The sequence below is a fragment of the Streptomyces antnestii genome, from assembly GCF_004005495.1.
Lineage (GTDB): Bacteria > Actinomycetota > Actinomycetes > Streptomycetales > Streptomycetaceae > Streptomyces > Streptomyces antnestii.
Genome location: NZ_RZYA01000017.1, coordinates 103,208 through 126,303, shown reverse-complemented (window position 1 = coordinate 126,303; position 23,096 = coordinate 103,208). Strand labels below are relative to the sequence as shown.

Genomic DNA, 23,096 nt, shown 5'->3' with positions numbered 1-23,096 from the left:
CGCGGGGGCCTCACGGCGTCCGGCGTACCGCCCGCCCCGCCAGCACGTCCGTCCTGCGCCCGTCCTCCATCACGAACTTCCCGTCGATCAGGACGTGCGGAATGCCCACCGGCAGCGTGCGCGGGGCCTCGAACGTCGAGCCCGCCGCGACCGTGTCCGGGTCGAAGAGGACCAGGTCGGCACGGTAGCCCTCGCGGACCAGGCCCCGGTCGGGCAGCCGCAGGCGCGCGGCGGGCCGTGACGTGAGGTGCGCGACCGTCTCCTCCAGGGACAGCACGCCCAACTCCCGTGCGTAGTGGCCGAGATAGTGCGGGAACGTGCCGTACGCGCGCGGGTGCGGCTTGAAGCCCTGGAGGATGCCGTCGCTGCCGCCGGTGTGCACGCGGTGGCGCATCATCGCCCGCACGTTCTCCTCGTGGCCGACGTGCTGGAGGATCGTCGAGCCCAGCCTGTCGTTGATGAGCAGACGGCGTGCGGTCACCCACGGCTCCTCGCCGCGCATGTCGGCCGCCTGCTGCACGGTCTTGCCGACGCACGACGCGAGACCCGGGTCGGACACACCGGAGATCTCGATCGTGTCCCACTCGATCGGCACGCCGTGACAGCCGTCGGCGCCGATGACCTCCATGTGGTGGCGGATCTTCGCGGCGGTCTCGTCGTCCTGGAGCCGCCGCATGATCGCGTCGGGCCCGCCCTCGCTCGCCCAGCTCGGCAGCATCGCGACGAGCGTCGTGCTGCCGGGGGTGTACGGGTACGTGTCGAGCGTGATGTCGGCGCCGTCGTCGAGCGCGTCGTCGAGCAGCGCGATCAGCTCGGGCGCCCGGCCCTTGTTCACGCCGAAGTTCATGGTGGCGTGCGCGAGGTGCAGCGCGCAGTCGGCCTCGCGCGTGAGCTCCACCATCTCCCGGTACGCGTCGAGCGCCCCCGCGCCGTACGAGCGGTGGTGCGGGCAGTAGTAGCCGTCGTACGAGGCCACGACCCGGCACAGCTCGGTGAGTTCGGCGTCCTTCGCGTACATGCCGGGCGTGTACGTGAGCCCCGACGACATGCCGACGGCGCCCTGCTGCATGCCTTCGGCGACGAGCCGCTTCATGTGGTCGAGCTCGGCCGGGGTGGCGTCCCGGTCGTCCCAGCCGACCGCGTACATGCGGACGGTGCCCTGCGGGATCAGATACGCGGCGTTGACCGCGATGCCGCGACCGCCGTGGGATCGGTCCAGGCGGTCCAGGTACTCGCCGACCGTGCGCCAGTCGAAGTCGATGTCCGACCCGTCGCCGTTCCAGCCTGTGATCGCGCGGCGCACCTCGGCGAGGGTGCGGTCGTCCACGGGCGCGTAGGACAGCCCGTCCTGGCCGAGCACTTCGAGCGTGACGCCCTGCGCGGCCTTCGCGCTGTGGTCAGGGTCGCGCAGCAGCGCGAGATCGCTGTGCGCGTGCATGTCGATGAAGCCGGGGGAGAGGGCGAGCCCCTGGGCGTCCAGGGTGCGGGGTCCTGACGGGCGGGGGCCGGCCTCTTCCTCCCGGTGGATCGTGGTGATCCGGCCGTCCTGGACGCCGACGTCGGCGCGGTATTCCGGGGCGCCGGTCCCGTCGATGACGCGCGCGTCGCGGATGACCAGGTCCATGGGGGGTGCCTCTCTTGGGTGCGGGTGTTCGGGTGCGGGTTCGTCGTGGCTGGTCGCGCAGTTCCCCGCGCCCCTGAGATGCGTGCGCTCCGCGCAGCATTTCCCCGATGGGGGAAGGCGCGGCGAAGCCGCAAGCCTTCAGGGGCGTGGGGCTGTGTCCATCAGCGGCTTCGCCGCGGGGCGCGACCAACCCCCACCGGCCCGCAGCAGACCAACGGCCTAAAAGAACGTCCGGACGAAGTCCACAACCGTGCCATCCGCCTCGACGAGAGGAATCAGCTGCCACTTGTCGAACGACGTGCACGGATGCGAAAGCCCCATGCCGAGCCAGTCGCCGACCGCCAGGTCCCCGCCCCCCTCCGTGCGGAGCCACCCGTGCTGGTCCGACAGGCCCGTCACGCTCACCCCGGTCGCCGCGCGGATCTCGCCCGTGCGGGCGTCCCGGACGACCTGCGCCTCGGGCAGGTCCAGGTCGTACGCCGCGTCGCGCTTGCCCGCGTTCGTGAACGCCTGATGCGGGGTCGGGCGCGAGACGACCTGCGCCCACAGCCGGAACGCCGGGTGCAGGGCGCCCTCCTCGGGGACCCGGTTGAACGGCGTGAGGTGCTTGTAGTGGCCGTCGTCGTGCGACACGTACGCGCCCGAGCGCAGCAACTTCCGTACGGGAGCGGAGAGTTCGGGGATCTCGGAGAAGGCCTCGGCGACCGCGTCGAACCAGGCGCTGCCGCCCGCGCTGACCACGATCTCGTCCAGGTCCGCGAACCGGCTCGCCTTGTCGAAGTCGACGAGCAGCGCCGTGAGCCGGCGCAGCCACGCCCCGACGGTCTCCGGCGACGCGTTCGGCACCTCGCCCTCGTACCCGGCGACGCCGACCAGGCGCAGCGTGTCCGCCGCGGCGACGGCGTTCGCGATGTCGAAGCACTCGGCCTCGGTCCGCACGCCGGTGCGGGCCCCGTCGCCGGCGCCCAGTTCGACGACCACGTCGACCGGCCGGGACGCGCCCGCCTCGGACAGGGCGGCGTCCATCAGCTCGACGCCGCGTACGGAGTCGACGTAACAGATGAAACGGAAGTCCGGGTCGGCGTCGAGTTCGCCCGCGAGCCAGTGCAGCGCCGGGGCGTCGACGAGCTCGTTCGCCAGGAAGATCCGCTGGATGCCGAAGGCGCGGGCGACCCGCGCCTGGTGCGGCACGGCGAGGGTGATGCCCCACGCGCCGTGCTCGATCTGGCGCTGGAAGAGCTGCGGCGCCATCGAGGTCTTGCCGTGCGGGGCGAAGGACAGGCCGTGGCGGGTGGCGTAGGTCTCCATCAGGGCGAGGTTGTGCTCCAGGTGCTCGGCGGAGAGCGCGAGGACCGGGGTGGTGAAGCCTCCGGTGAACAGGTTGCGGCGCTCGGCCGCGAGCTCGCCGACGGTCATGCCCTCCGCGTCCGGGGGCAGCCCCTTGAAGCGGTGGTCGACCCGCTCGTGTGCCAGATCCCTGAGACGTTCGGCGGCGTTGACGGCGTTGTCGGCGGCCATGGAGCCTCCTCGATCGAAGACGCCGTTGCAAGATATGCAACGGTCATTGCGTATGTCGCTTACTGCTGTCTAACATCCGAGCCAACGCCGGGTCAACGGAGCCGTTGATCCAGCCGGGCCCTGAGCCCACCGGGCCCTGAGCCCTACGCCACATGCGCCCCGCCACATGCGCCCCGCCGCATGAGTACCCGTCGCATGAGTACCCGTCGCATGAGTACCCGTCCCATGAGGAGCCCGAAGCACCGTGACCGCCACCGGACCCGCCGCACGCACGCACCACGCACCCGTGGCTGTCGTCGATGCCGTCGATGTCGTCACGGTCGGCGAGTCCATGGTCACCTTCGCGCCCTCCGTACCCGGGCGCCTCGCCGACGTACCCTCCTTCCACCGCGGTATCGGCGGCGCCGAGTCGAACGTGGCGTGCGTCCTCGCCGCCGCAGGGCACGCCGTCCGCTGGGTCAGCCGCGTCGGCGCCGACGGCTTCGGAGACCACCTCGTCGAGGCCATCGGCGCGTACGGCGTCGACACCTCCGCCGTACGACGCGACCCCGCCCGCCCCACCGGCATCTACTTCCGCACCGCCGGCGACCGCGCCACCGACGCCCACGAGGTCGCCTACTACCGCGCCGGGTCCGCCGCCTCCGCGATGACCACCGAGAACATGGACCTGGCCGCGATCCGCTCCGGCCGCGTCCTGCACCTCTCCGGGATCACGCCCGCGCTCTCCGCCGGCTGCCTCGGCCTCACCGCGGACCTGACGGCGCGCACCCGGGCCGCCCACCCCCTCGGCCCCCTCGTCTCCTTCGACGTCAACCACCGCCCCGGCCTGTGGCCCCGCCCCGACGACGCCCGCGTGCTCCTCGACCTGGCCCGCGGCGCCGACCTCGTCTTCGTCGGCGAGGACGAGGCCGAGGACGCCTGGGGCATCACCGGCGGCCCCGACGCCATCCGCGCCGCCCTGCCCGAACCCGCCACCCTCGTCGTCAAGCGCGGCGCCGACGGTGCCATCGCCTACGACGAGCACGGCGCCCGCCATACCGAGCCCGCCCCCCGCGTCGACGTCGTCGCCGCCGTGGGAGCCGGTGACGCCTTCGCCGCCGGCTACCTCTCCGGCGTCCTGCGCGGCCTCCCCGTCCGCGCCCGCCTGCGGCACGGCCACCTCATGGCCGCCGCCGCCCTCACCGCCCCCGGCGACCTCGCCGCGCCCCCGGGCCGCGCACACGCCGACCGCCTCGCCGACCTCGACGACACCGCCTGGGGCACACTGCACCTCGGCCCCGGCTGGACCGCCGGCGGGGCCGTGGAGGAGGTACGTACGTCATGAGCCAGACCGTCGACCGCGCGCTGAGCATCCTGCCGCTGCTCGCCGAGGGACCCGCCGACCTCGGCCAGGTCGCCGACCGCCTCGGCGTCCACAAGTCGACCGCCCTGCGGCTGCTGCGCACCCTCCACGAGCACGGCCTGGTCTACCGCCAGGCCGACCAGCGCTACCGCCTCGGCGCCCGCCTCTTCGCCCTCGCCCAGGAAGCCGTCGAGAACCTCGACGTCCGCGAGATCGCCCACCCCCACCTCGTGGCACTCAACGAGAAGGTCGGACACACCATCCACCTCGCCGTGTACGAGGAGAACGAGGTCCTCTACATCGACAAGGTCGAGAGCCGCTACCCGGTGCGCATGTACTCGCGCATCGGCAAGCCGGTGGCCATCACCGTCGCCGCCGTCGCCAAACTGCTCCTCGCCGACCTCTCCGAGCCCGAGCGCCGCGCCGTCGCCGAGAAGCTCGACTACCCCGCCTACACGGCCCGTTCGACCCCGAACGCCCCCGCTTTCCTGCGGGAGCTGGAGAAGGTACGCGAACAGGGCTGGGCCACCGACCTCGGCGGCCACGAGGAGTCCATCAACTGCATCGGAGCGCCCATACGGGGCGCGGACGGCCGCGTCGTCGCAGCCATGTCGATGTCCGCGCCGAACGTGGTCGTCACGGCCGAGGAACTCCTCACCCTGCTCCCGCTGGTGCGCCGCACGGCCGACGCGATCAGCCGGGAGTACTCCGGTGCCGTACCCGTCTCCAAAGAAACCCCCGCAAAAGAGACCCCCGCAAAAGCAGCCCCCTCCACCCCCTCCACCCCCTCCAAGGAAGTCACACCATGACCGAGAAGACCGCGCTCACCCCCGCCACGCACACCACCCCGCCCGCGAAGTTCTCGCACGGCGTCAAGAAGGGCAACATCCTTCAGGTCGCGGGCCAGGTCGGCTTCCTGCCGGCCGTCGAGGGCCAGGCCCCCACCCCCGCCGGCCCGACCCTGCGCGAGCAGACCCTCCAGACCTTCGCCAACGTCAAGGCGATCCTCGAAGAGGGCGGCGCCACCTGGGACGACGTCATGATGATGCGCGTCTACCTCACGGACGTCGACCACTTCGCCGAGATGAACGCGATCTACAACGCGTACTTCGAGGAGCAGGGCCTCAAGGCCCCCGCCTCCGCCCGCACCACGGTCTACGTCGGCCTCCCCAAGGGTCTCCTCATCGAGATCGACGCGCTCGCCGTCCTCGGCTGAGGGCTCTTTCCCGCAGGTTTCCGTAAGCCGCCCGTCGTCCCGGCGCGGCGCCCGCACCCCAAGGGCGCCGCGCCGCGATCCCCCCTGCCTTGATCCCGAAAGATCCATGGAATTACGAGGTCCCCCCTCATGCCGCTCATCCCCCTCGCAGCGACCGCCCCCGCCCCCACGCCACCACCCCACACCGGCGGTCTCCTCACGATCATCCCCGGCACCGCGGGCCTGCTCACCTGCGCCGCCCTCGGCATCGTGCTGCTGCTCCTCCTGATCATCAAGGTCAGGCTCCAGCCCTTCGTGGCCCTCCTGACGGTGTCCATAGCCGTCGGCCTCGCGGCCGGCCTCTCCGTCACCGAACTCTTCGGCACCGTCCAGAAGTCCGACGCCGTCTCCCTCATCGAGACCGGCATGGGCGGCACCCTCGGCCATGTGGCGATCATCATCGGCCTCGGCACCATGCTCGGCGCGGTCCTCGAAGTGTCCGGCGGAGCGGAAGTTCTCGCCTCCCGCCTCCTGAACCTCTTCGGCGAGAAGCGCGCCCCCCTCGCCATGGGCCTCACCGGCCTCATCTTCGGCATCCCGGTCTTCTTCGACGTCGGCATCTTCGTTCTCGCGCCGATCGTCTACGCGGCCGCCAAGCGCGGCGGCAAGTCGATGGTCCTCTACGCGATGCCGCTGCTCGCCGGCCTGTCCATGACGCACGCGTTCCTGCCGCCGCACCCCGGCCCCGTCGCCGCCGCGGGACTGCTCCACGTGCAGCTCGGCTGGGTCATCCTCATGGGCATCGTCTGCGGCATCCCCGCCGTGCTCGCCGCCTGGGGCTGGGCCGCGTGGATCGGCAAGCGCGTCTTCGTGCCCGTCCCGCACGACATGGTCGAGGCCGCCGACGAGGCGAAGGCCGCGCTCGCGGAGGAGCAGCGCAAGGCCGGCGTGACCCCGACCGAGAAGCCGGTCCCGCTCGGCACCGTCTTCACGATCATCGGCACCCCGCTGGTCCTGATCCTCCTGGCCACGTTCTCCTCGATCGCCTTCGCCCCCTCCACGGGCCGCTCCGTCATCGAGTTCTTCGGCCACCCCTTCGTCGCCCTGACGATCGCCCTGCTCCTCGCGTACTACCTGCTCGGCATCCGCCGCGGCTGGTCCCGCAAGTCCCTGGAGAAGGTGTCCACCGCTTCCCTGAAGCCGGTCGGCAACATCCTCCTTGTCGTCGGCGCGGGCGGTGTCTTCGGCGCGGTCCTCAAGGGCAGCGGCGTCGCCCAGGCCCTCTCCGACACGTTCAACAACGTGGGCCTGCCCGTCATCGTCCTCGCCTACCTGATCTCCCTGGTCCTGCGCGTCGCCCAGGGCTCGGCCACGGTCGCGATCGTCACGACGGCCGGCATCGTGGCCCCGCTGCTCACGGAAGGCCACCACTCCCAGGCCTTCACGGCCCTCGTCATCATGGCCATCTCGGCGGGCTCGATCTTCGCCTCGCACGTCAACGACGGCGGCTTCTGGATGGTCTCGAAGTACTTCGGCATCACGGAACGCGACACCCTCAAGACCTGGACGGTCCTCGAATCGGTCCTGTCCGTCGCGGGGTTCGCGGTGGCGGCGATCGTCAGCCTGTTCGTCTAACTCACCGGCAGGCCGAGGAGACGCCGGGCCCGGGAGGAAATCTCCCGGGCCCGGCGTCTCGCGTCATGCGAGCCCGGAACACCCGGCGCCGCCGGCGGGATCAGGCGCGTACACCCAGTACAGGGCGAAGAGCTGGACTAACAGCAGCAGCGCGACCACACACACGACGGCCACCCGGACTCCGCCGAAGCGCCGCGGGCCACGCAGACAGGCGAGCACCAGCGCGGCCACGGAACAGCCGGGCGCCGCCCACGCGGTGACGTACATCCGCGTCGAAGGCCCCAGGTAGGCGCAGTTCCGGAAGGTGTCCCCGCCGAACGACACATGCGCGGCAAGCAGCCCGGCCGACACGACGGCCAGCACACCGGCGGCGAGGAGAAGCGGGTAGCGGCTGCGGGGAGGGGTGTCTGGTCTCGTCATCGCCACCTGAGTAATTCAACAGCAGGGATCTGTCTACGTTTCCGTCTACGTTTCTGTCTGCGCTTCGGTCTACGTATTCCAGGGTGCGGCCGCGCGTGGATCTTCCCCGGAGGCGGGACTCCCGCCCCACAGACTCGTCCGCCATACTTCGCTCGTGGAGCAGCCCATAGACACCCAGAAAGTCACGCCCGTGGACGCCGCGGGCCCCGACCCGGCCTTCATCCCGGGGCTCACGCCGCCGCGCAAGGAGGCGGACGAGGCCGCGCGTGAACCGGAATCGGAGCTGAAGCCGGAGCCGGAGTCGGAGTCGGAACCGGAAGAGACCGCCCCCGAGTCCGACACCGAGGTCGAGAGCGACGCCGAGGCCGACGCCGACGCCGAGGACGCCAAGGTCGACGGCCCCGCCTTCTCCGCCTCCGACCGCCGCGGTTCGATCACCGCGGACGCGACCGGCATCGTCCTCCAACTGGACGACCAGGAAGCCGAGTTCCGCTGGGACGAGGTCGGCGCGGTCGAGGTCGGCACGTCCCGCCGCCGCCTCACCGTCACGGTCCACACCCCGGACAGCCGCTGGTACCCGAACGACGTCGAGGCCCCGGACAAGGCGCGCGCCCAGGCGTGGGCGGACGATCTCGACAAGGTCCTGGACGCATACTTCGAGGACTGACGGGCCTCACCCGCCCCCACCCCTCCAGTGACGAGACGCGCCACAAGTCGCGCCACAAGTCGCGCTGTTCAAGGGATTCCAAAGTCCCCTACCGCCCGGTAGAAAACGAGCGACCTGTCTTCGACGCCTTTCGTCTCGCCCTCCTGGAGCCCGACTTGCTGCGTGTGACTCTCGTGGCCGCTTTGGCGGCCGCGCTGCTCCCGGTGTCTGCCGCCAGTGCCGACACCGCGCGTCCCACCGTCCCGGTTCCGAACGCCCCTGCCTCCGCTCCCGCCCTCACCGACGAGTACGGCCGCACGCTCACGCTGCGCGGCTGGAACGTAGAGGACAAGGAGCACCGGGGTGACGCCGCCCTGTCCGCGATCACGGAGCAGACGTTCCGCGACATGCGGGCCAAGGGGTTCGACTTCGCGCGCCTGCTCATCTTCTGGGACGACCTGGAGCCGACCCGCGGCCACTACAGCCAGGCCTACCTGAAGAAGATCGAGCGCGTACTGGACTGGGCGGAGCGCTACGACGTGCGGGTCGTCCTCGACGCCCACCAGGACGTCTTCGGCCCCGTGTTCGGGCACCGCGGCATCCCGGAGTGGGCCACGCGCACCGACGGACTGCCCTTCCAGCGGCACCCCGACGACTGGTTCGCGGAGTACTTCGAACCGGCCGTGCAGCGCGCCTTCACCCACCTCTACGAGGACGAGGACCTGCGGCGGGCGCAGGCCCGCATGTGGAAGGTGGTCGCCGACCGCTTCGGCCACCACCCGGCCGTGCTCGGTTACGACGTCATCAACGAGCCGATGGGCGAGATGCATGCCGGCGAGGACCTGCCGACGGCGGCCCGTCGCATCGAACACGACCAGCTGACGCCGATGTACAACCGCGTGGCGGACGCGATCCGTTCGGAGGACCGGGACAGCTGGGTCTTCGTCGAACCGACGCCGATCGTCGGCGAGGGCGTACCGACAGGACTCGGTCGCGTGAACGACAAGAAGGTGGTCTACGCGCCGCACTTCTACAACACGGGCATGGAGGCGGGCGCGGACTACGACCCCGCGGCGGGCTGGGTCGAGACGTACGAGCGGGCGGTCACGCAGTACCCCGAGGAGTACAAGGTCCCCGTGGTCGTGGGCGAATGGGGCCCGCTCAACAACTCCCTCCCCAACATGGCCCGTTTCTACGGCGACGCGATGGCCTCACTCGGCCGCTACAGCTCCGGCTGGGCGGGCTACGTGTGGTGCTACGGCGGCGGCTACTGCGCCGTCGACAAGTCGGGCGCGTTCCGCCAGAACAAGGAACTCACCGCCGAACCGTACGCGGAGGCGGTCGCAGGCACGGTCCGCTCGTCGTCCTACGCCCCTGCCACAGGCGTCTACACCCTGACGTACGACGCCTCAACCCGCCCCCGGGGCCCCCGGACGACGGAGATCTCCCTGCCCTCGGAGCCCTGGGACATCACCGTCACCGGAAAGGCCACGGTGCACCGCCACGGCCCAGGGAGGGCCTGGGTGACGGCAGCGCCGGGGGCTCACGTGACGGTGACGGTGACGCACCGCTAGAGCAGGTGGTCGGCCTTGCCGGCCTTGATGTCGAGAATGAGGGCACGCAGAGCGTCACGACTGTCGGTGAGATACGTTTCCTCGGCCCCGGCGACGGCGATGTAGGCGTTGCCGTCGGGGTCGGTACCGAGGCGGAAGCAGTTGGCTCCCTCGCCGCAGTAGGGGTCTTCCCAGGTGATCGTCGGCACGGTGGCTTCTCCTAGAGGTCGGCGGCGAGCGCTCGGATGAGATCGCGAGACGCGGCGGCCGTCAGGGCGACCGCCGCCATCGCGTCCAACTGCGCGCGGTACTTGTGCAACTGCATCCCCGAGTCGATGAATTCCGGGCCGTGAGTGCTGTCGAGTTCCACCGTGTCCAGGTCCGGCACGGCACCCTTGGCGTAGACGACGGACTGACCGGCACCGGGGAAGCCTCCGGCCTTGAACGGAATGGCGCGTACGGTCACTTCGTCCCGTTCGCTCACGTCGAGGATGTGTTTGAGCTGGCGTCGGCTGACGCCGGGTCCTCCGAACTCCATCCGGAGTGCGGCCTCGTGGATGATCAGGTCGAGCCGTGGCGGTTCCGCCGAGTCCAGCACCTGCTGCCGGTCCATGCGATGGGCGACGCGCGCGTCCACGTCGGCCGCGGGGAGCGCGGGGATGACGTGCTTGAAGACGGCACGTGCGTGTTCCTCGGTCTGGAGAAGTCCGGGGAGGTGTACGGCGAGGGCGATGCGCAGCTCCCGCGCGTGCCACTCCAGCTCGGCGATGTCCAGGAATGCGGGCGGTAGCTGCCCCCGGTACTTCTCCCACCACCCCTTCCCGCGCTCGGCGGCCATCTCCGCCAGCGCGTCGACGAGGGCCTGGTCCGCGCAACCGTAGTTCCCGGCGAGGGTCCGCACTCGCTCCGGGCTGATACCGGACCGCCCTGACTCCATGTTGGGCACGTTGGTCCGGGGGACACCGAGCAGCCCGGCGGCGTACTCGGTGGTGATGCCTGCGGCGGTACGCATCTTGCGCAGTTCCGCACCGAGACGCCTCTGACGCTCGGTGGTGGTGCTCCTCGGCGGCATGGGGCCTCCTGTACGACGACGGGCTCAGTCTGCCTTTCGACCCCTGGAGAGTGAATCCCACAAGGAAGTAGTACACGTACTCCGCCTTGCGCTACATTCAGTAACACACGAGCTACACACGGCAGTTGGCAGTGCATCGCGCGGGGCTGCCCGCAACCTTCCTCCCTGAAAGGGGCGGCCCCGCGCCAGGGAGACGAGCCACCGACCGCCGCACCCCCACCGCAGACTGGGAGAACGCCATGCCCGCAACCCCTCCCCGCACCTGGGAGTGTCACCTCCACCTGACGAACGACCCCAGAGCCCCCCGTATCGCCCGCCACACGATCCGCACCGCGCTCCTGGACTACGGCAACTCGCCCGAACTCGCGGCCATGGCCGAACTGTTGACGTCGGAACTGGTCTCGAACGCCGTGAAGCACTCGGACGGCCCGCTCTCCGTATGGCTCCACACCGGCACGGGAGTGATCCGCATCGGAGAGATGGACAACGACCCGGAACTCCCGAACTCCCTGCCCTGCACGACGGACGCCCCCTTCGGCCGGGGCCTGTCTCTGGTGCAGGCGATGGCGGCGAGGTGGGGCCGTTATCGCCTCACGGACAGCAAGGTGGTGTGGTTCGAACTGAACTGAAGGCTGACATTGGCAGATTCGGGCAGCCCAGCAGCCGCGCGACCAGGAACCGAAGACGCGGCACCCCGCCCAAATCTGCCAATCCCATCGCCATCAGTCCTCGACGGGCACGCGGACCTCGTCGCGGATGCGGGCGGTGCGCTTGGCCAGGGTGTCGAGGTCGTACTTCTCGGGGGTGACGCCGAAGCTGTCGGGGCTGTTGTCGACGATGGCGCCTTGCGTGTAGCGGTCGGTCCAGGAGCAGACGGCCATAGTCAGCTTCTGGCCACCATCGGCCTTCGTCAGCACCTCGCAGGCCATCTGGTCACCGTCGGAGCTCTGCTCGTCCATGTCGCGCCGGGGGATGGCGACGGTCATCGAGTCGTTCTCCTCGATGCCGTCGAGCAGACCCATCTTGGGGTAGAAGGGATCCTGGCGGTCCGAATACGAACCGCTGTAGAGCAGTTGCCCGGACCCGGACTTGGCGTCGTAAAACCCAGCCTCGCTCTGGAGGGACCGGGCGTACGCGTCGTCGGCGTTCGCGGAGTTGTCGAAACGGTCACTGACGTCCTGCCCGAGCCGGAAGGCGCCGCCGTCGATGGTCTCGGGAAGGGTGAGCCGATATTGCTGCGCGGACGGGTCGGGCGCCGCGCCATGACCTCCCTGCAACTCCCGGATACCGCTCATCAGGATGAACGCTCCGGCGATGCATCCCGCGACGATCGCAAGCGTCTTCCCCGTGCTGCTCTTCTTCGGGGGAGGCGCGCCCCAGCCACCCATGGGAGGCCCACCGTAGGGGCCGTGCGGCGGCACGCCCTGCGGAGGCACCCCGTGCGCCGGCCACTGCCCGCCGTGTTGCGGATACCCAGGAGCGGGCGGAGCCCCGTACTGCGGCGCACCGAATCCGGGCGGGGGCGGCTGATGAGGGGTGGTCATGCGTGCTTCTTCCGTGGTGGGAGGTGGACGGCGTCAGTGACTGAACTGCTGTGGCAGATCTCCGGATTCCCACAGTTCGTCGAGACGGCGCAAAAAAGCAGGAAAGTCGGACTGGAGGTCGCGCCTCCCCTCTCGCGAAAGGCCCGCTAGAGGATCATTAAAATCTAGGCCGTCATTATCCGGCCCAGTCCACCCCTTGAATCTCCTGCAGGAAGCGCACCACGCATATGTGATGCGAGAAGATCGTTCGCCTGCCGTGAATCGATAGATGTACATGCGGAGGGACTTCGCCCCGCACGCGGGGCAAACGCGTTCAACAGGGAGTTCCGTGAATCTCGGCCCTGAAACGATTTCGATCTCTTGGTCGCGAGTAAATTCCTGCATGCCGCCGCCCTATCCGGTTCGCCTACGAAACTGATCCAACATCCGTTGCCCGTATTCCTCTGCGGCGTCTTCTGACCCGCCCCACGGGTTGACGGATTTTCTCGTCAACTCAAAGTGTTTATGGTGGTATATCTCGTGATTGATGGTGGCGACAGCCTCGTGCAAGTCCCGGAGGCCGATGTCGGATATTTCGATGAGAGGGCGTCCTCTCGGGCCCTTCATTGGGAATCCGTCCATCGTTTGCGGGCTGTTTCCGAATGCGATGCCATCAGGTGTGCGTATTTCTGGAACATGGACGATATCGTAGTCTGAAACAGGCATCCCTGCCCGCCCCAATTCCGCCTTGACGTGGTCGATGCTGGCGGCAGGTCCATGTTGTCCGCCCGGCTTGTTCTGAGAGTCACCTCGATAGGTGTCCTGGACTCCGTTGCAGTCGGGGCTTAGCCCGAGATGGTCTGCCCATGTGTGGGGATTTGTGACGTACGTAGCCGGATTGGGGGCAGGTGCGAGTCCCAGAGGATCGATACTGAGGTACCGAGCCGACTCCGGGTCGTAATGCCGAAAGTAGTTGCAATGAAGCCCCGTCTCAGGGTCGAAATACTGACCCGGAAAGCGTAGTGGCGTATACGTCGTGCTGTTCGCTGCCCACGCCGTCGTCCCCCATAGCGTGCTCCGCGTGTGCCACGCGATCTCGCCCTGTTCGTCGACCAGTTCGGTCGGGGTGCCGACCAGGTCCGTGATGATGGCGAAGAAGCGGGAGTCGATTTCTGACTGCGGGGCGTCCGCGGTCGTGCCGATGCGTTCTGTTTGGGCTATGGGGCGTAGGCCCTGGTGGTCCCACGTGAGGGTGACCGGGTTCGGGAAGTCCGGGGACGTCGTCGTCTGTTCGCAGAGGGTCGTGCCGTCCCAGGTGAAGTCCACCCGTTCCACGACTGTCTCGCTGTCCGCAGCCAGGCGGAGTTTTGCCGTGCGGCGGCCCAGTGGGTCGTATGTGTAGCGCCAGCGCGTGCCGTCGGGGGTGATGGTGGAAGTGAGGTGGTCCTCTGCGTCCCACTCGTAGCGCCACGTGTCCGGTTTGCGGGACAGACGGGGCTTCTGGCGGAGTGTGACGCGGCCGAGTGCGTCGTGCTCGTAGCGGACGCCGCCGGCGCGGGTGATGCGGGTGCCGGTGTAGGCGCGGGGGCCCGTCGCCTCGTGGCCCGGGTGATCGGACGGCCAGGAGGCCGTCGTCTGGTTGCCGGCCTCGTCGTACGCGTATGACTCGGTCCAGTTCGCGGCGTGGACAGCCGTGACGCGGCCCGCCGCGTCGAGATCGAAGCGCCGGGCGCCGGACAGCTGGTCGTCGATGGCGGTGACGTTGCCGTCGGCCCGGTAGGCGTAGGCGCGGGACTGGATCGTCCGGTCGCCGCCAGGGACCCCGACCGACTGTGCCGTCAACCGGCCCAGCTCGTCGAAGGTGTTGGAGAAGGAGACGGCCTCGCCGATTCGGCGGGTGATCTCGCGGCCGGCGAGGTCGTACGCGAAGGCGACGCTGCGGCCCGACGTGGTCAGGTCGGTACGGCGGCCCACCGCGTCGTACGTCCAGGTGCTGACGGCGCCGGTCGGTGTGGTGCGACCGGCGAGGCGCCCCAACTCGTCGTAGAAATAGGTGAGTACGCGCCCGTTGACCGTCTCTGAACGGAGGCGGCCGTGGCGGTCCCGGAGGAGCGTGAGGGTCGAGTCAGGGTCGATGGCCTGCGCGAGCTGGTCCGTCAGGTCGTAGGCGTACGTCGTGACCCGGCCGTCCGCGTCCTTGCGTGTGACCTGCCCCAGTTCGTTGCGCTCGAACGAGATCGTCCGGCCAACCGTGTTCGTACGGGCGGTGAGGCGGCCCGCCGTGTCATGGGAGTACGCGAGCGTCCGGTCGTCGAAGTCCGTTTCCGATATCAGGCGTCCGGCCGGGTCGTACTCGTAATTCCAGGTCAGGCCCTGCGGGTTGGTGACCTGAGTGAGACGCAGTTCCGTGTCATGGGCGAATTCGTACCGCACGCCGTCCGGACCCGTTCGTGCGGTGAGCAGGTCGAAGTGTGTGTACTCGTTGTACGAGACACCGCCCAGGGCGTCCGTGTGGGTCGTGCAGTTGCCCTCGCCGTCGTACGTCCAGGATCCGCTCGTGCCGTCGGGGGCCGTGCGGCGTGCGAGCCTGCCTTCGACCGTCCACTCGAGGCGAGTCGTAGCGCCGACGGCATCGGTGATCGAGACAGGCCTGCCGAAGGCGTCCCGCTCGTACCGCGTCACCGCACCCAGAGGGTCCGTGATCGAGACGGGGAGCCCGGCGCCGTCACAGCGGACCGTCGTGACGTGACCGAGCGGGTCCGTGACAGTCGTGACGCGGCCCGCGTCGTCGTACGCGAAGTGCGTCGTCTGCCCGGAAGGGCCCGTCACCGCAGTGCGGTTGCCGCGCTCGTCGTACGTCTGGCGTTGGGTCGTGCCGTCCGGGCCGGTCACCTTGACCGGCAGGCCGTGATCGTCGTACTCGGCCCTTGTCTCGCGCCCGTCCGGCCTGACGGCACGGACCAGGTTCCCCGCTTCGTCGTAGCGGAAGGACGTCGTGTGGCCGAGCGGGTCGGTCTGCGACAGCAGGCGGTTGTACCGGTCTCGCTCGTAGTGCGTGGTCGCGCCGAGCGGATCCGTGTCGGCGATCACCTGCCAGGCGTCGTTGACCAGGAACCGGCGCGTGTGGCCCTCGCCGGTCGTCGTGGTGGTCAGCCGCAGGCCCGTCTCCGGGTCCGGCCCGGCGTACGCGAGACGCAGGCTCATGTGGCCTTCGGCGCCGCCCTCCGCCACGCATCGGTCCTGGTCGTCGTACTCGTACGTGTAAGACCGGTCGTTCGTGTCCGTCCACGAAGTGACCCGGCCCTCGTCGTCGTACGTGAAGCGCAAGGGAAGACCGGAGGAGTTGGTGACCCCGGTCAGGTGGCCGTCGGGGGAGTAGCCGTAGCTGATCAGTTGCTGGTCCGAGCCGTCCGTTGCCGCGCCCGCCAGGTGGAGCGCGGTGACCCGGCCGCCTTCCGCCGTCACCTTCAGGTGGTAGCCGGCGCTGTGGATGATGCCGAGGGGTGTCCCCTCGGAGTCGTACTCGAAGGTCAGCCAGTTGCCGTTGCGGTCGTCGATCTGTTCCAGGACGGCCAGGCCGGTGCCCCGGTCGGCGAAGTGCCAGACGCGTCCCGCCACCGGGTCGGTGATCGTGTACCCGTCGTCCACGCGGTCCAGCGGGTGGCGCGGGCCATGGGTGGGCAGCGTGGGCAGGCCGGGCGCCGGGTGGGGATAGGGGAGGAGCAGGCCGTCGGCGGTGACGAAGACGACGCCCTCGGAGTCGATCTCCAGGCGCTGGTCGACCGTCGACGACCAGGAGGGGCCGAACCAGTGGCCCAGGTGATAGCCGGACTCCACGCGCCGGGTGAAGAGGAGGGGCAGGGTGCCGGGAAGCGCGACATCGGTCTGGGGCAGGTACATCTTGCCGGTCGCGAGGTCGACAGGGTCACTGCCCTTGTTCTCCACCGCCTCCTCGTGGCGGGTGTGTTGCTCGGGGCCGTTCCTGAGCGCGTCCCGAGCCGCACTCCGCGTCTCCGCCTCGGCGGCCTCCTTCGCGGCGCGCTCGACGCCGGCCCGTAGTCCTCCCTTGGCGACGCCGATGCCCTTGTTGCCGATCAGCAGCTCCGGAATCGACCGGCCCGCGAACTCGGAGGGCCCCTTCTTGAAGCTCTCGTACGCGTCCTTCGCCACACGGTCGGGATGCGTGGCGGCGGACGCCAGACCGGCCAGGGTCAGGTTGACGTTCTGCACATACGCGGCCGGGTGCGTGATGTTGTACGGATCTTCCGGATTGAGACCGCGGGCGAAGTTGAGCACGCTCGCCGTTCCCTTGAGCAGTCCGCCCGCGAAATGAGTGAGTTCTATGGCGTTGGCCGCGGCGTTGTCCGCGATGTCGGACTTGAGGCGGTCCAGCGCAGGAGGTTCGGCCGGTGCGTGGGCCAGGGCAGCCCTGACCGCGCGGGTGGCGGTCGCGCCGGCCTCGTTGCGCTGGCGGCGCGCCTCCGCGAGCTTCTCGCGCGCGTGCTTGATGTCGGCCGTACCGGGGTCCTTGAAGGGCTCGGGCCGGGGGCCGGGATCCTTGTCGGTCTTCAGCGCGGCGTTATAGGCGTCGACCCGCTTGTTGTACGTCTTCACGGCCTGGTCGGAGGCGTGCTTGCCCTTCTTGTAGAGGTCGATGGCATCCTGCGCCTGGCCTTGCGCCCACTTGACCGAATCGGCGTACGCGTCGAGGGCCTGGCCCGCCTTGTCGCAGGCGTCCGCCGCGTGCAGCCACTTGCCGGGGTGCATGGCGAACTTCTTCCGGAAGGTGCTCGCCGCCTCGCCCCGCCAGTGCGACGAGTCCAGGGCACGCATGCCCCCGCCGACCTTGCCGAAGGCCTTGTGGAAGTCCTTGAGGTGGCTCGCGCTCGCGCGGATGTCCCCCGGGGTCGCCGTGCACCAGCTCGTCGGCCTGCTCGGTCTCGCCGAGCTGCTGCTCGTCGACGGTGGCCCCGAGGTCGGACGCGAGTGCGTCACCGGCGTCCTTGACCTTGTCCGCGGCCCCGTCCGCGCCGACATATTCGAGACCGTCACCGAGTTTGTCGGCGCTCCACTCTATGCCTTCGCCAAGGGCCTTCTTGCCCTTGTCCCAGCCGTCCTCCAGAGCGCCGAGGCCGCCGTTCGCCCAGTCACCGACCCCCATCAGTGGGCACCCGCGCCCTGCTGGGCAGCGGCCTCGGCCCGTTCCTCGGCGGACGGCCCGAACGTACGCTCCACCCAGGCGTTGTACTCCGTGTCGTTCATGCCGCTGATCTGCCGCGGGGTCACGGGAGCTCCCACGACCGAGGTGGCCACGTCCCGGCCGGCGTCCTTGTATCCCTGCTTGATGTTCGCGCGGGCGTCGTCGAAGGACTTCTCGCTGTAGTCCGGGTCGGCGAAGGCGTGGTGCCTGCCCAGCTCTCCCCAGCTCATTTTGGTGATGTCGTCCTCGGCGGCGTAGGGGTTGCCCATCACCGCGTTCGCGCCGACCTTCAGCGCGCCATCGACGTACTCGTCCGTCTGGTGCAAGGTCCCTGCCGCGAGGCCCACTCCCTCGGCGAAGTTGTTCCCTTCGGACATCAGGGAGCGCACGCCCCACTCCCAGCGCTCGCAGAACGAGTCGAACGCGGACGTCAGTTCGGCATGTCCGGTCTTGATCCCGGAGAGCGTCATGCCCTCGAAGCCCCGCCCGGCGCCGGCCATGCCCACCATGCCGATCTCCTCCAGCTCGGCGAGCGCCTTCGTGATCCCTTCGGAGATCTTGACCAGGCCTCCGACCTGGAGGTCCTTTCCGCTGTCAGTCACGGCTCGCCTCGTCCCCGTGCGTCCCCATGTCCACGGCTGCCCCGTCCGGTACGACTCCTGCCACAGGTGGGAGCAGGACCTCGTCGCCCGGGCTTGCCACATCAAGGGCCACGCCGCACGGCACATCCAGCGCGGGTATCACGGCGTCGAGGAGCCGGGCTCCCAGAACCCGGTCGAAGGACCACTCGCGATTGCCCTCGCCCCTCGCAATCGCGAACCGCGCGAGTGCCGCCTCGTCGGAGAAGGCGTAGAGCCAACGGACTCCGCCGAAGTCCGCGGTGAGCGGGAATCTGTCGTCGCTGAGTGGCAGGAGCACGGCTGTGCGTCTGAATTCGCCTACCAGCGCGGGGAATTCATGGCGGAGCTGTGCGGATGAATCGTGCGCTGCGTGGGTGCGGGACGTGGCGTGTTCGGCGTGTATCGCCGGTGGACTCGCGTCTGCGTAATCCCGGATTCGCGATCTCGATATGTCCCCGGCCGCCGTGCCGCCCCCGTTGTCAGCCATGCCGGGCATCACCACATTCGAATGTTGCCGAATGCAACGCGGGAATGAGGTGGCGGTATTGAGATGGCTTGATCGGCTCGCCCCGGTGCCGGCTGCCCGGGCTTCGCAGCGCCGCCGGGGGAGCGGCGGCGCTGCGGGATTGGGGTGGCCCCTGGGGGTGGAGGGAGGGGCGGTTGATGGTTGTACACGCTGGTCCAGACCAATTTAGATGTCAAGACCTCTGGAAGTGCCCCTTCCTCGGTGGCCCGCATCCCACCTCCCCGTGAACACCTGGAAGTTGGGTGTTGAGCGGGACGTGCGCGGATATGGTGCTGAGGCAGGAGTGCACAGAGACCGGGGGGTGTGCGAGCGTGCCTACCGCGATAGCCGTGACCAGCCCTGACCTGGTCCTGTCCGCGTCGGACCGGCATACGCCGTCCGCCGCCGTGCTCCAGTCGGTCATGGCCGCGCAGGACCCCAAGGCGGACCCGAAGGCGGATCCGAAGAGGGTTCCGAAGGGCGGGGCGTACTCGTTGGACCGGGCTATCGTCGAGATGCACACCCTGATCGAGCACCACGGCTACGTGATCGTTCTCTGTCCTGAATCCGTGCCGGATCTGGTCGTTCACCGGCTGCACGCCGTGCGTTCCGTGCTCGAAAGCGACCGGATCGCGATCCTGCGGCCCGAGCTGCCGCCGCTCGGCCTCGCCGTCCTCGCCCTCCAGCTCCGCCAGCTGACCATGTGCGACTTCAGCCCCGGCGTCCTCGCCTCCGCCGCGCGGCTCCTCGCCCACTACATCTACGCCGGCGCCGTCCTCGGCTCCGTCGCCCGGCTCGACCGCGTACCCGTCAGCCTCAAGGCGCACGCCAAGTCGTGGATGCCGGGCGCCCAGTTCGCCGTACTCGCGACCCCGCAGCCCGAGCTCGTACGGCTCACCGGACCCGAGTCGCCCACGCTCGCCGGGCCCGCCTTCGGCACCCGCATGTTCTACGCGGCCGGGCAGCAGCCCACCGACTGGATCACCGGCACCCTCGCCCCCGCCTGGCAGGTGCAGGGCATCGTCGAGACCCGGCTGCCCGCCGAGTCCGCCCGCTGGTGGGCCACCGGGAAGCAGGGAGGCCTCGGGATGCAGGGAGGTCCCGGTAAGCCAGGAGGTCACGGAAGGCCCGGAAACCCGGGAAAGATCGCCGAGTTCGCCGCCGCCATTCCCGATATCTCCGTGCTCTACCAGCTCGTCTCGTCCGTCCGGCGCGAGACGTGCCACTGGTGTGGACTCGAACTCATCGGTGACCGCTGCGGCTTCTGTGCCGCGCCGCTCGCCGACCCGCCCGCCACCGCCCCGCACGCACCCCCACCCGGCCGCGCCCTCGCACCCGCCACCGGCCCCGCCCGCGCCGCCCTGCCCCCCGCCGCCCGCCCCTGACCCCCTGGTCCCCCGATCCCCACGAGGTAGCCCGGTCCATGAACTCACGTCAGCGTCGCGGCATCATCCTGCTGGTCATCTCGGCCCTGTGCGCCGTCGGAGCCTTCGCCGGCGTGCTCTCGGTGATCCGTGACGTGAACTCGAAGGTGGGCCCGGAAGTCGCCGCGTACCGGCTGAAGAGCGATGTCGCGCCCTACAAGGAGCTGACCGCCGACCGGTTCGAGAAGGTCGACATGCCCGAGCGGTGGCTGTCGAAGACCGCAGTGACCAGCCTCAGCCAGATCCGCGGAAAGATCGCCGTCACGACGCTGAAGAAGGGGTCCCTGCTCCAGACCGACATGATCGTCGCCCGGCCGCAGCTCGAGGACGGGCAGCAGGAGATCGCCATCATGATCGACGCCGAGACCGGGGTGGCCGGGAAGATCACACCCGGGTCGAAGGTCAACATCTACGCCACCTTCAAGGCGCCCGACGACAAGTCCAAGGACCAGTCCAAGGTCATCGTCCAGAACGCGGAGGTCATGGACGTCGGCAAGCTGACCCCCATCGACGAACAGGGCGGCGACAACGGGCGGCGCCGGCAGGGCGAGGCCGTACCCATCACGTTCGCCCTCGACCCGGCCGACGCCCAGCGGGTCGCCTACGCCGAGTCGTTCGCGACCCACGTCCGGCTCGCCCTCGTCGCCCCGGGCACCGACGCGCCCGTCCCGCCCGCCGACCGCTCGTACACCCTCGACGAGGACAAGTAGCCCCCAATCAAGCAGCCCCCGATACGGCAAGGCCGACACGCAGACTGAGATGAGAGAGGAGGCGAGGCGCCGTATGAGCATCCGTATTCTCCCCGCGGTAGGAGACCTGGACGCCGCCCGGTCCCTGGTCACGCTGCTCGGGCAGCTGCCCGACGCCGAGCCCGCCCCGCCCGTCGCCGACTCCACCGCCCTCCTCGACACCCTCGCCCGGCTCGCCGCCGAGTCGCTCGACGAACTGCCGGAGGTCGTCCTCGTCCACGAGCGGATCGGGCCCGTGCCCGCCCTCGACCTCATCCGGGACCTCGTCCTGCGCTTCCCCGCCGTCGGCGTCGTCCTCGCCACCGCCGACACCAGCCCCGCCCTGCTCACCGCGGCCATGGACTCGGGCGCCCGCGGCATCGTCGGACTCCCCCTCGGCTACGACGCGCTGGCCGAGCGCGTGCAGGCCGCCGCCTCCTGGGCCGCCGGCATGCGCAGGCACCTCGGCAGCGGGGGCGAACTGGCGCTCGCGGCCGGCGCGCCCGGCGGCCACGTCATCACCGTCAGCGGAGCCAAGGGCGGCGTCGGCGCCACCGTCACCGCCGTCCAACTCGCCCTCGCCGCCCAGGCGTCGGGCCGCTCCGTCGCGCTCCTCGACCTCGACCTCCAGTCCGGCGACGTCGCCTCCTATCTCGACGTCCAGTTCCGCCGCTCCGTCGCCGACCTCGCCGCCATCCGCGACATCACCCCGCGCGTCCTCCAGGACGCCCTCTTCACGCACGAGACCGGCCTCGCCCTCCTCCTCGCGCCGTCCGACGGCGAACGCGGCGAAGAGGTCACCGACCGCGTCGCCCGCCAGGTCGTCCAGGCCCTGCGCGGCCGCTACGACGTCGTCGTCGTCGACTGCGGTACGCAGATGGGGTCCGCGAACGCGGCGGCCGTCGAACTCGCCGACCAGGCCGTCCTCCTGGTCACCCCCGACGTCGTCGCCGTACGCGCCGCGAAACGCCTGATCCGGATGTGGGACCGCCTCCAGATCCGCAAGGCCGAGGAGACCGTCACCGTCGTCAACCGCTCGGCGCGCGGCTCCGAGATCACCGCGTCCCTGGTGGAACGGGTGACGGGCACCCGGGTCGCCCGCGTCAGCGTGCCCGCCGGGTTCAAGGAGCTCCAGGGCGCGGTCGACGCGGGCCGGATGCAGGACCTCGACAGCCGGTCCTCCGTGAAGCAGGCCCTGTGGGGACTTGCGGGGGAACTCGGCCTCGTCGACGCGTCCGCCGCCCAGGAGCCGGGCCGCCGCGCCCGTCGCCGGGGCGGCGACCGAGGCGCCGTCACCCTCGAATTCGCGGGCATGTTCCCGCTGCTGCTCGTCGTCATGGCGATCCTGTGGCAGTGCGTCCTGTACGGGTACACGTACTCGCTGGCCGGGAACGCGGCGGACGAGGCGGCCAGGGCGGCGACCTCCGCCGCCGCCGGGAGCGGCGACACGGCGGGTGCCTGCCAGGCCGCCGGCGAGAAGAATCTGCCCGGCGCGTGGCAGGGCGCGGCCATCACCTGTGCACCGGAGGGATCGGTGATGAGGGCGACCGTGCGCGTCGACGTACCCGTCTTCTTCCCCGGCGTCGACGCGGGCTGGATGGTCACCGGCGAGGCGGGCGCGGCGCGGGAGGACGGGCAACAGGGGAGCGCGCCGTGAGGCGCCGGTTCTCAGGCGTACGGGACTCAGGCGTACGGGACTCAGGCGTACGGGACCGTCTCCAGCGTGCGAAGAGCGACGACCGCGGCGTCTCCATCCTGGAGTTCACCGGATTTCTGCCCTTCCTCCTCCTCATCGGCATGGCCGTCATCCAGCTCGGGCTCGTCGGGTACGCCGCGAACCAGGCCGGGTCCGGGGCCAGGGCCGCCGCCCGCGTGCAGTCCCTGGGCGGCGACGGTGCCGGGGCCGGGCGGGCCGCGATGAGCGCCTGGCTCGACGCGGAGGTCGACCCGGGAGGGGGCGGCTCCTCAGGCGGTACGACCACGGCCACCGTCACCGTCCACGTCCCCGTCCTCGTACCGTTCCTCGACGCCCGATGGGACGTACGGCGCAGCGCCACCATGCCGAACGACCGTGGCCAGCAAGGGAGTTGA

20 protein-coding genes and 1 pseudogene are annotated in these 23,096 nt (G+C 70.0%); 11 read left to right on the top strand and 10 right to left on the bottom strand.

The window, feature by feature from the left end; genetic code table 11:
• Nucleotides 1-10: 10 nt before the first annotated feature.
• Both EOT10_RS29475 and EOT10_RS29470 read right to left on the bottom strand, forming a co-directional pair.
• On the bottom strand, nucleotides 11-1,624 hold the full coding sequence (locus EOT10_RS29475) for an N-acyl-D-amino-acid deacylase family protein (protein WP_127831397.1): 1,614 nt from the start codon (nucleotides 1,622-1,624) through the stop codon (nucleotides 11-13).
• A 219-nt stretch (nucleotides 1,625-1,843) separates the two neighbouring features.
• Nucleotides 1,844-3,142: an amino acid deaminase gene (locus tag EOT10_RS29470; protein WP_127831396.1), complete on the bottom strand. Its 1,299-nt coding sequence runs from the start codon at nucleotides 3,140-3,142 to the stop codon at nucleotides 1,844-1,846.
• 244 nt (nucleotides 3,143-3,386) lie between these two features.
• On the opposite strand from EOT10_RS29470, the gene EOT10_RS29465 reads away from it, so the two are divergent.
• From EOT10_RS29465 to EOT10_RS29450, 4 genes are all read left to right on the top strand, one after another.
• Nucleotides 3,387-4,466 carry a sugar kinase gene (locus tag EOT10_RS29465; protein ID WP_127831395.1) on the top strand — a complete coding sequence of 360 codons (1,080 nt, stop codon included), beginning with the start codon at nucleotides 3,387-3,389 and terminating at the stop codon, nucleotides 4,464-4,466.
• The gene (locus EOT10_RS29460) at nucleotides 4,463-5,293 is read left to right on the top strand and encodes an IclR family transcriptional regulator (RefSeq protein WP_223281288.1); all 831 of its coding nucleotides are present in this window, start codon (nucleotides 4,463-4,465) and stop codon (nucleotides 5,291-5,293) included. The genes EOT10_RS29465 and EOT10_RS29460 overlap by 4 nt, the downstream gene beginning before the upstream one ends.
• Nucleotides 5,290-5,700, top strand: a complete 411-nt coding sequence (locus EOT10_RS29455; protein ID WP_127831394.1) for a RidA family protein — start codon at nucleotides 5,290-5,292, stop codon at nucleotides 5,698-5,700. Before EOT10_RS29460 ends, EOT10_RS29455 begins: the two co-directional genes overlap by 4 nt.
• 129 nt (nucleotides 5,701-5,829) lie before the next feature.
• Nucleotides 5,830-7,314: a GntP family permease gene (locus tag EOT10_RS29450; protein ID WP_127831393.1), complete on the top strand. Its 1,485-nt coding sequence runs from the start codon at nucleotides 5,830-5,832 to the stop codon at nucleotides 7,312-7,314.
• 63 nt (nucleotides 7,315-7,377) lie between these two features.
• Here the strand turns inward: EOT10_RS29450 and EOT10_RS29445 are convergent, their stop codons facing one another.
• Nucleotides 7,378-7,734 carry a hypothetical protein gene (locus EOT10_RS29445; protein ID WP_127831392.1) on the bottom strand — a complete coding sequence of 119 codons (357 nt, stop codon included), beginning with the start codon at nucleotides 7,732-7,734 and terminating at the stop codon, nucleotides 7,378-7,380.
• A 154-nt stretch (nucleotides 7,735-7,888) separates the two neighbouring features.
• On the opposite strand from EOT10_RS29445, the gene EOT10_RS29440 reads away from it, so the two are divergent.
• Together EOT10_RS29440 and EOT10_RS29435 are read left to right on the top strand one after the other, a co-directional pair.
• The gene (locus EOT10_RS29440; RefSeq protein ID WP_223281287.1) at nucleotides 7,889-8,401 is read left to right on the top strand and encodes a hypothetical protein; all 513 of its coding nucleotides are present in this window, start codon (nucleotides 7,889-7,891) and stop codon (nucleotides 8,399-8,401) included.
• A 158-nt stretch (nucleotides 8,402-8,559) separates the two neighbouring features.
• On the top strand, nucleotides 8,560-9,954 hold the full coding sequence (locus tag EOT10_RS29435; protein ID WP_431313337.1) for a cellulase family glycosylhydrolase: 1,395 nt from the start codon (nucleotides 8,560-8,562) through the stop codon (nucleotides 9,952-9,954).
• On the opposite strand, the gene EOT10_RS29430 is transcribed toward EOT10_RS29435, so the two are convergent.
• Nucleotides 9,951-10,142: a hypothetical protein gene (locus tag EOT10_RS29430; protein WP_127831390.1), complete on the bottom strand. Its 192-nt coding sequence runs from the start codon at nucleotides 10,140-10,142 to the stop codon at nucleotides 9,951-9,953. The two genes, EOT10_RS29435 and EOT10_RS29430, sit on opposite strands and share 4 nt — an antisense overlap.
• Nucleotides 10,143-10,153: 11 nt before the next feature.
• On the bottom strand, nucleotides 10,154-11,005 hold the full coding sequence (locus tag EOT10_RS29425; protein ID WP_127831389.1) for a helix-turn-helix domain-containing protein: 852 nt from the start codon (nucleotides 11,003-11,005) through the stop codon (nucleotides 10,154-10,156).
• 239 nt (nucleotides 11,006-11,244) lie between these two features.
• On the opposite strand from EOT10_RS29425, the gene EOT10_RS29420 reads away from it, so the two are divergent.
• Complete coding sequence (locus tag EOT10_RS29420; protein WP_127831388.1) at nucleotides 11,245-11,634, top strand: ATP-binding protein; 390 nt, start codon at nucleotides 11,245-11,247, stop codon at nucleotides 11,632-11,634.
• A 93-nt stretch (nucleotides 11,635-11,727) separates the two neighbouring features.
• Here EOT10_RS29420 and EOT10_RS29415 read toward each other — a convergent pair whose 3' ends face one another.
• The 5 genes and pseudogenes from EOT10_RS29415 to EOT10_RS42915 all read right to left on the bottom strand — a co-directional run bounded on the left by EOT10_RS29415 (nucleotide 11,728) and on the right by EOT10_RS42915 (nucleotide 18,646).
• Nucleotides 11,728-12,393, bottom strand: a complete 666-nt coding sequence (locus EOT10_RS29415) for a hypothetical protein (RefSeq protein WP_146003142.1) — start codon at nucleotides 12,391-12,393, stop codon at nucleotides 11,728-11,730.
• Between the two features lie 549 nt (nucleotides 12,394-12,942).
• Nucleotides 12,943-17,523, bottom strand: coding sequence for a putative T7SS-secreted protein (locus tag EOT10_RS29410; protein ID WP_431313334.1), 4,581 nt, complete (start codon nucleotides 17,521-17,523; stop codon nucleotides 12,943-12,945).
• A pseudogene (locus EOT10_RS43210) lies at nucleotides 17,498-17,689 on the bottom strand (putative T7SS-secreted protein); the annotation flags it as partial. The pseudogene EOT10_RS43210 and the gene EOT10_RS29410, both read right to left, overlap by 26 nt.
• Nucleotides 17,689-18,330 carry a hypothetical protein gene (locus tag EOT10_RS29405; RefSeq protein ID WP_127831386.1) on the bottom strand — a complete coding sequence of 214 codons (642 nt, stop codon included), beginning with the start codon at nucleotides 18,328-18,330 and terminating at the stop codon, nucleotides 17,689-17,691. The pseudogene EOT10_RS43210 and the gene EOT10_RS29405, both read right to left, overlap by 1 nt.
• On the bottom strand, nucleotides 18,323-18,646 hold the full coding sequence (locus tag EOT10_RS42915; RefSeq protein WP_317617369.1) for a hypothetical protein: 324 nt from the start codon (nucleotides 18,644-18,646) through the stop codon (nucleotides 18,323-18,325). The genes EOT10_RS29405 and EOT10_RS42915 overlap by 8 nt, the downstream gene beginning before the upstream one ends.
• 494 nt (nucleotides 18,647-19,140) lie before the next feature.
• Here EOT10_RS42915 and EOT10_RS29395 point away from each other — a divergent pair, with 494 nt between their 5' ends.
• The 4 genes from EOT10_RS29395 to EOT10_RS29380 all read left to right on the top strand — a co-directional run bounded on the left by EOT10_RS29395 (nucleotide 19,141) and on the right by EOT10_RS29380 (nucleotide 23,096).
• A complete protein-coding gene (locus tag EOT10_RS29395; RefSeq protein ID WP_223281286.1) occupies nucleotides 19,141-20,238 on the top strand; it encodes a hypothetical protein in 1,098 nt (365 codons plus the stop codon).
• A gap of 38 nt (nucleotides 20,239-20,276) precedes the next feature.
• Nucleotides 20,277-20,987, top strand: a complete 711-nt coding sequence (gene cpaB / locus EOT10_RS29390) for a Flp pilus assembly protein CpaB (RefSeq protein ID WP_127831384.1) — start codon at nucleotides 20,277-20,279, stop codon at nucleotides 20,985-20,987.
• Nucleotides 20,988-21,060: 73 nt separating this feature from the next.
• Nucleotides 21,061-22,662 (top strand): CpaE/TadZ family protein, encoded by a 1,602-nt coding sequence (locus EOT10_RS29385; RefSeq protein ID WP_127831383.1) that lies wholly within the window; start codon nucleotides 21,061-21,063, stop codon nucleotides 22,660-22,662.
• A 95-nt stretch (nucleotides 22,663-22,757) separates the two neighbouring features.
• Nucleotides 22,758-23,096 (top strand): TadE/TadG family type IV pilus assembly protein, encoded by a 339-nt coding sequence (locus EOT10_RS29380; protein WP_127831442.1) that lies wholly within the window; start codon nucleotides 22,758-22,760, stop codon nucleotides 23,094-23,096.

Bases quoted from the DNA above. Each gene is read 5' to 3' on its own strand.
- EOT10_RS29460 (WP_223281288.1), top strand. From the start codon at position 4,463: ATGAGCCAGACCGTCGACCGCGCGCTGAGCATCCTGCCGCTGCTCGCC.
- EOT10_RS29420 (WP_127831388.1), top strand. From the start codon at position 11,245: ATGCCCGCAACCCCTCCCCGCACCTGGGAGTGTCACCTCCACCTGACG.
- EOT10_RS29385 (WP_127831383.1), top strand. From the start codon at position 21,061: ATGAGCATCCGTATTCTCCCCGCGGTAGGAGACCTGGACGCCGCCCGG.
- EOT10_RS29395 (WP_223281286.1), top strand. From the start codon at position 19,141: ATGGTGCTGAGGCAGGAGTGCACAGAGACCGGGGGGTGTGCGAGCGTG.
- EOT10_RS29455 (WP_127831394.1), top strand. From the start codon at position 5,290: ATGACCGAGAAGACCGCGCTCACCCCCGCCACGCACACCACCCCGCCC.
- EOT10_RS29470 (WP_127831396.1), bottom strand. From the start codon at position 3,142: ATGGCCGCCGACAACGCCGTCAACGCCGCCGAACGTCTCAGGGATCTG.
- EOT10_RS29415 (WP_146003142.1), bottom strand. From the start codon at position 12,393: ATGGGTGGCTGGGGCGCGCCTCCCCCGAAGAAGAGCAGCACGGGGAAG.
- cpaB (WP_127831384.1), top strand. From the start codon at position 20,277: ATGAACTCACGTCAGCGTCGCGGCATCATCCTGCTGGTCATCTCGGCC.
- EOT10_RS29475 (WP_127831397.1), bottom strand. From the start codon at position 1,624: ATGGACCTGGTCATCCGCGACGCGCGCGTCATCGACGGGACCGGCGCC.
- EOT10_RS29450 (WP_127831393.1), top strand. From the start codon at position 5,830: ATGCCGCTCATCCCCCTCGCAGCGACCGCCCCCGCCCCCACGCCACCA.
- EOT10_RS29445 (WP_127831392.1), bottom strand. From the start codon at position 7,734: ATGACGAGACCAGACACCCCTCCCCGCAGCCGCTACCCGCTTCTCCTC.
- EOT10_RS29425 (WP_127831389.1), bottom strand. From the start codon at position 11,005: ATGCCGCCGAGGAGCACCACCACCGAGCGTCAGAGGCGTCTCGGTGCG.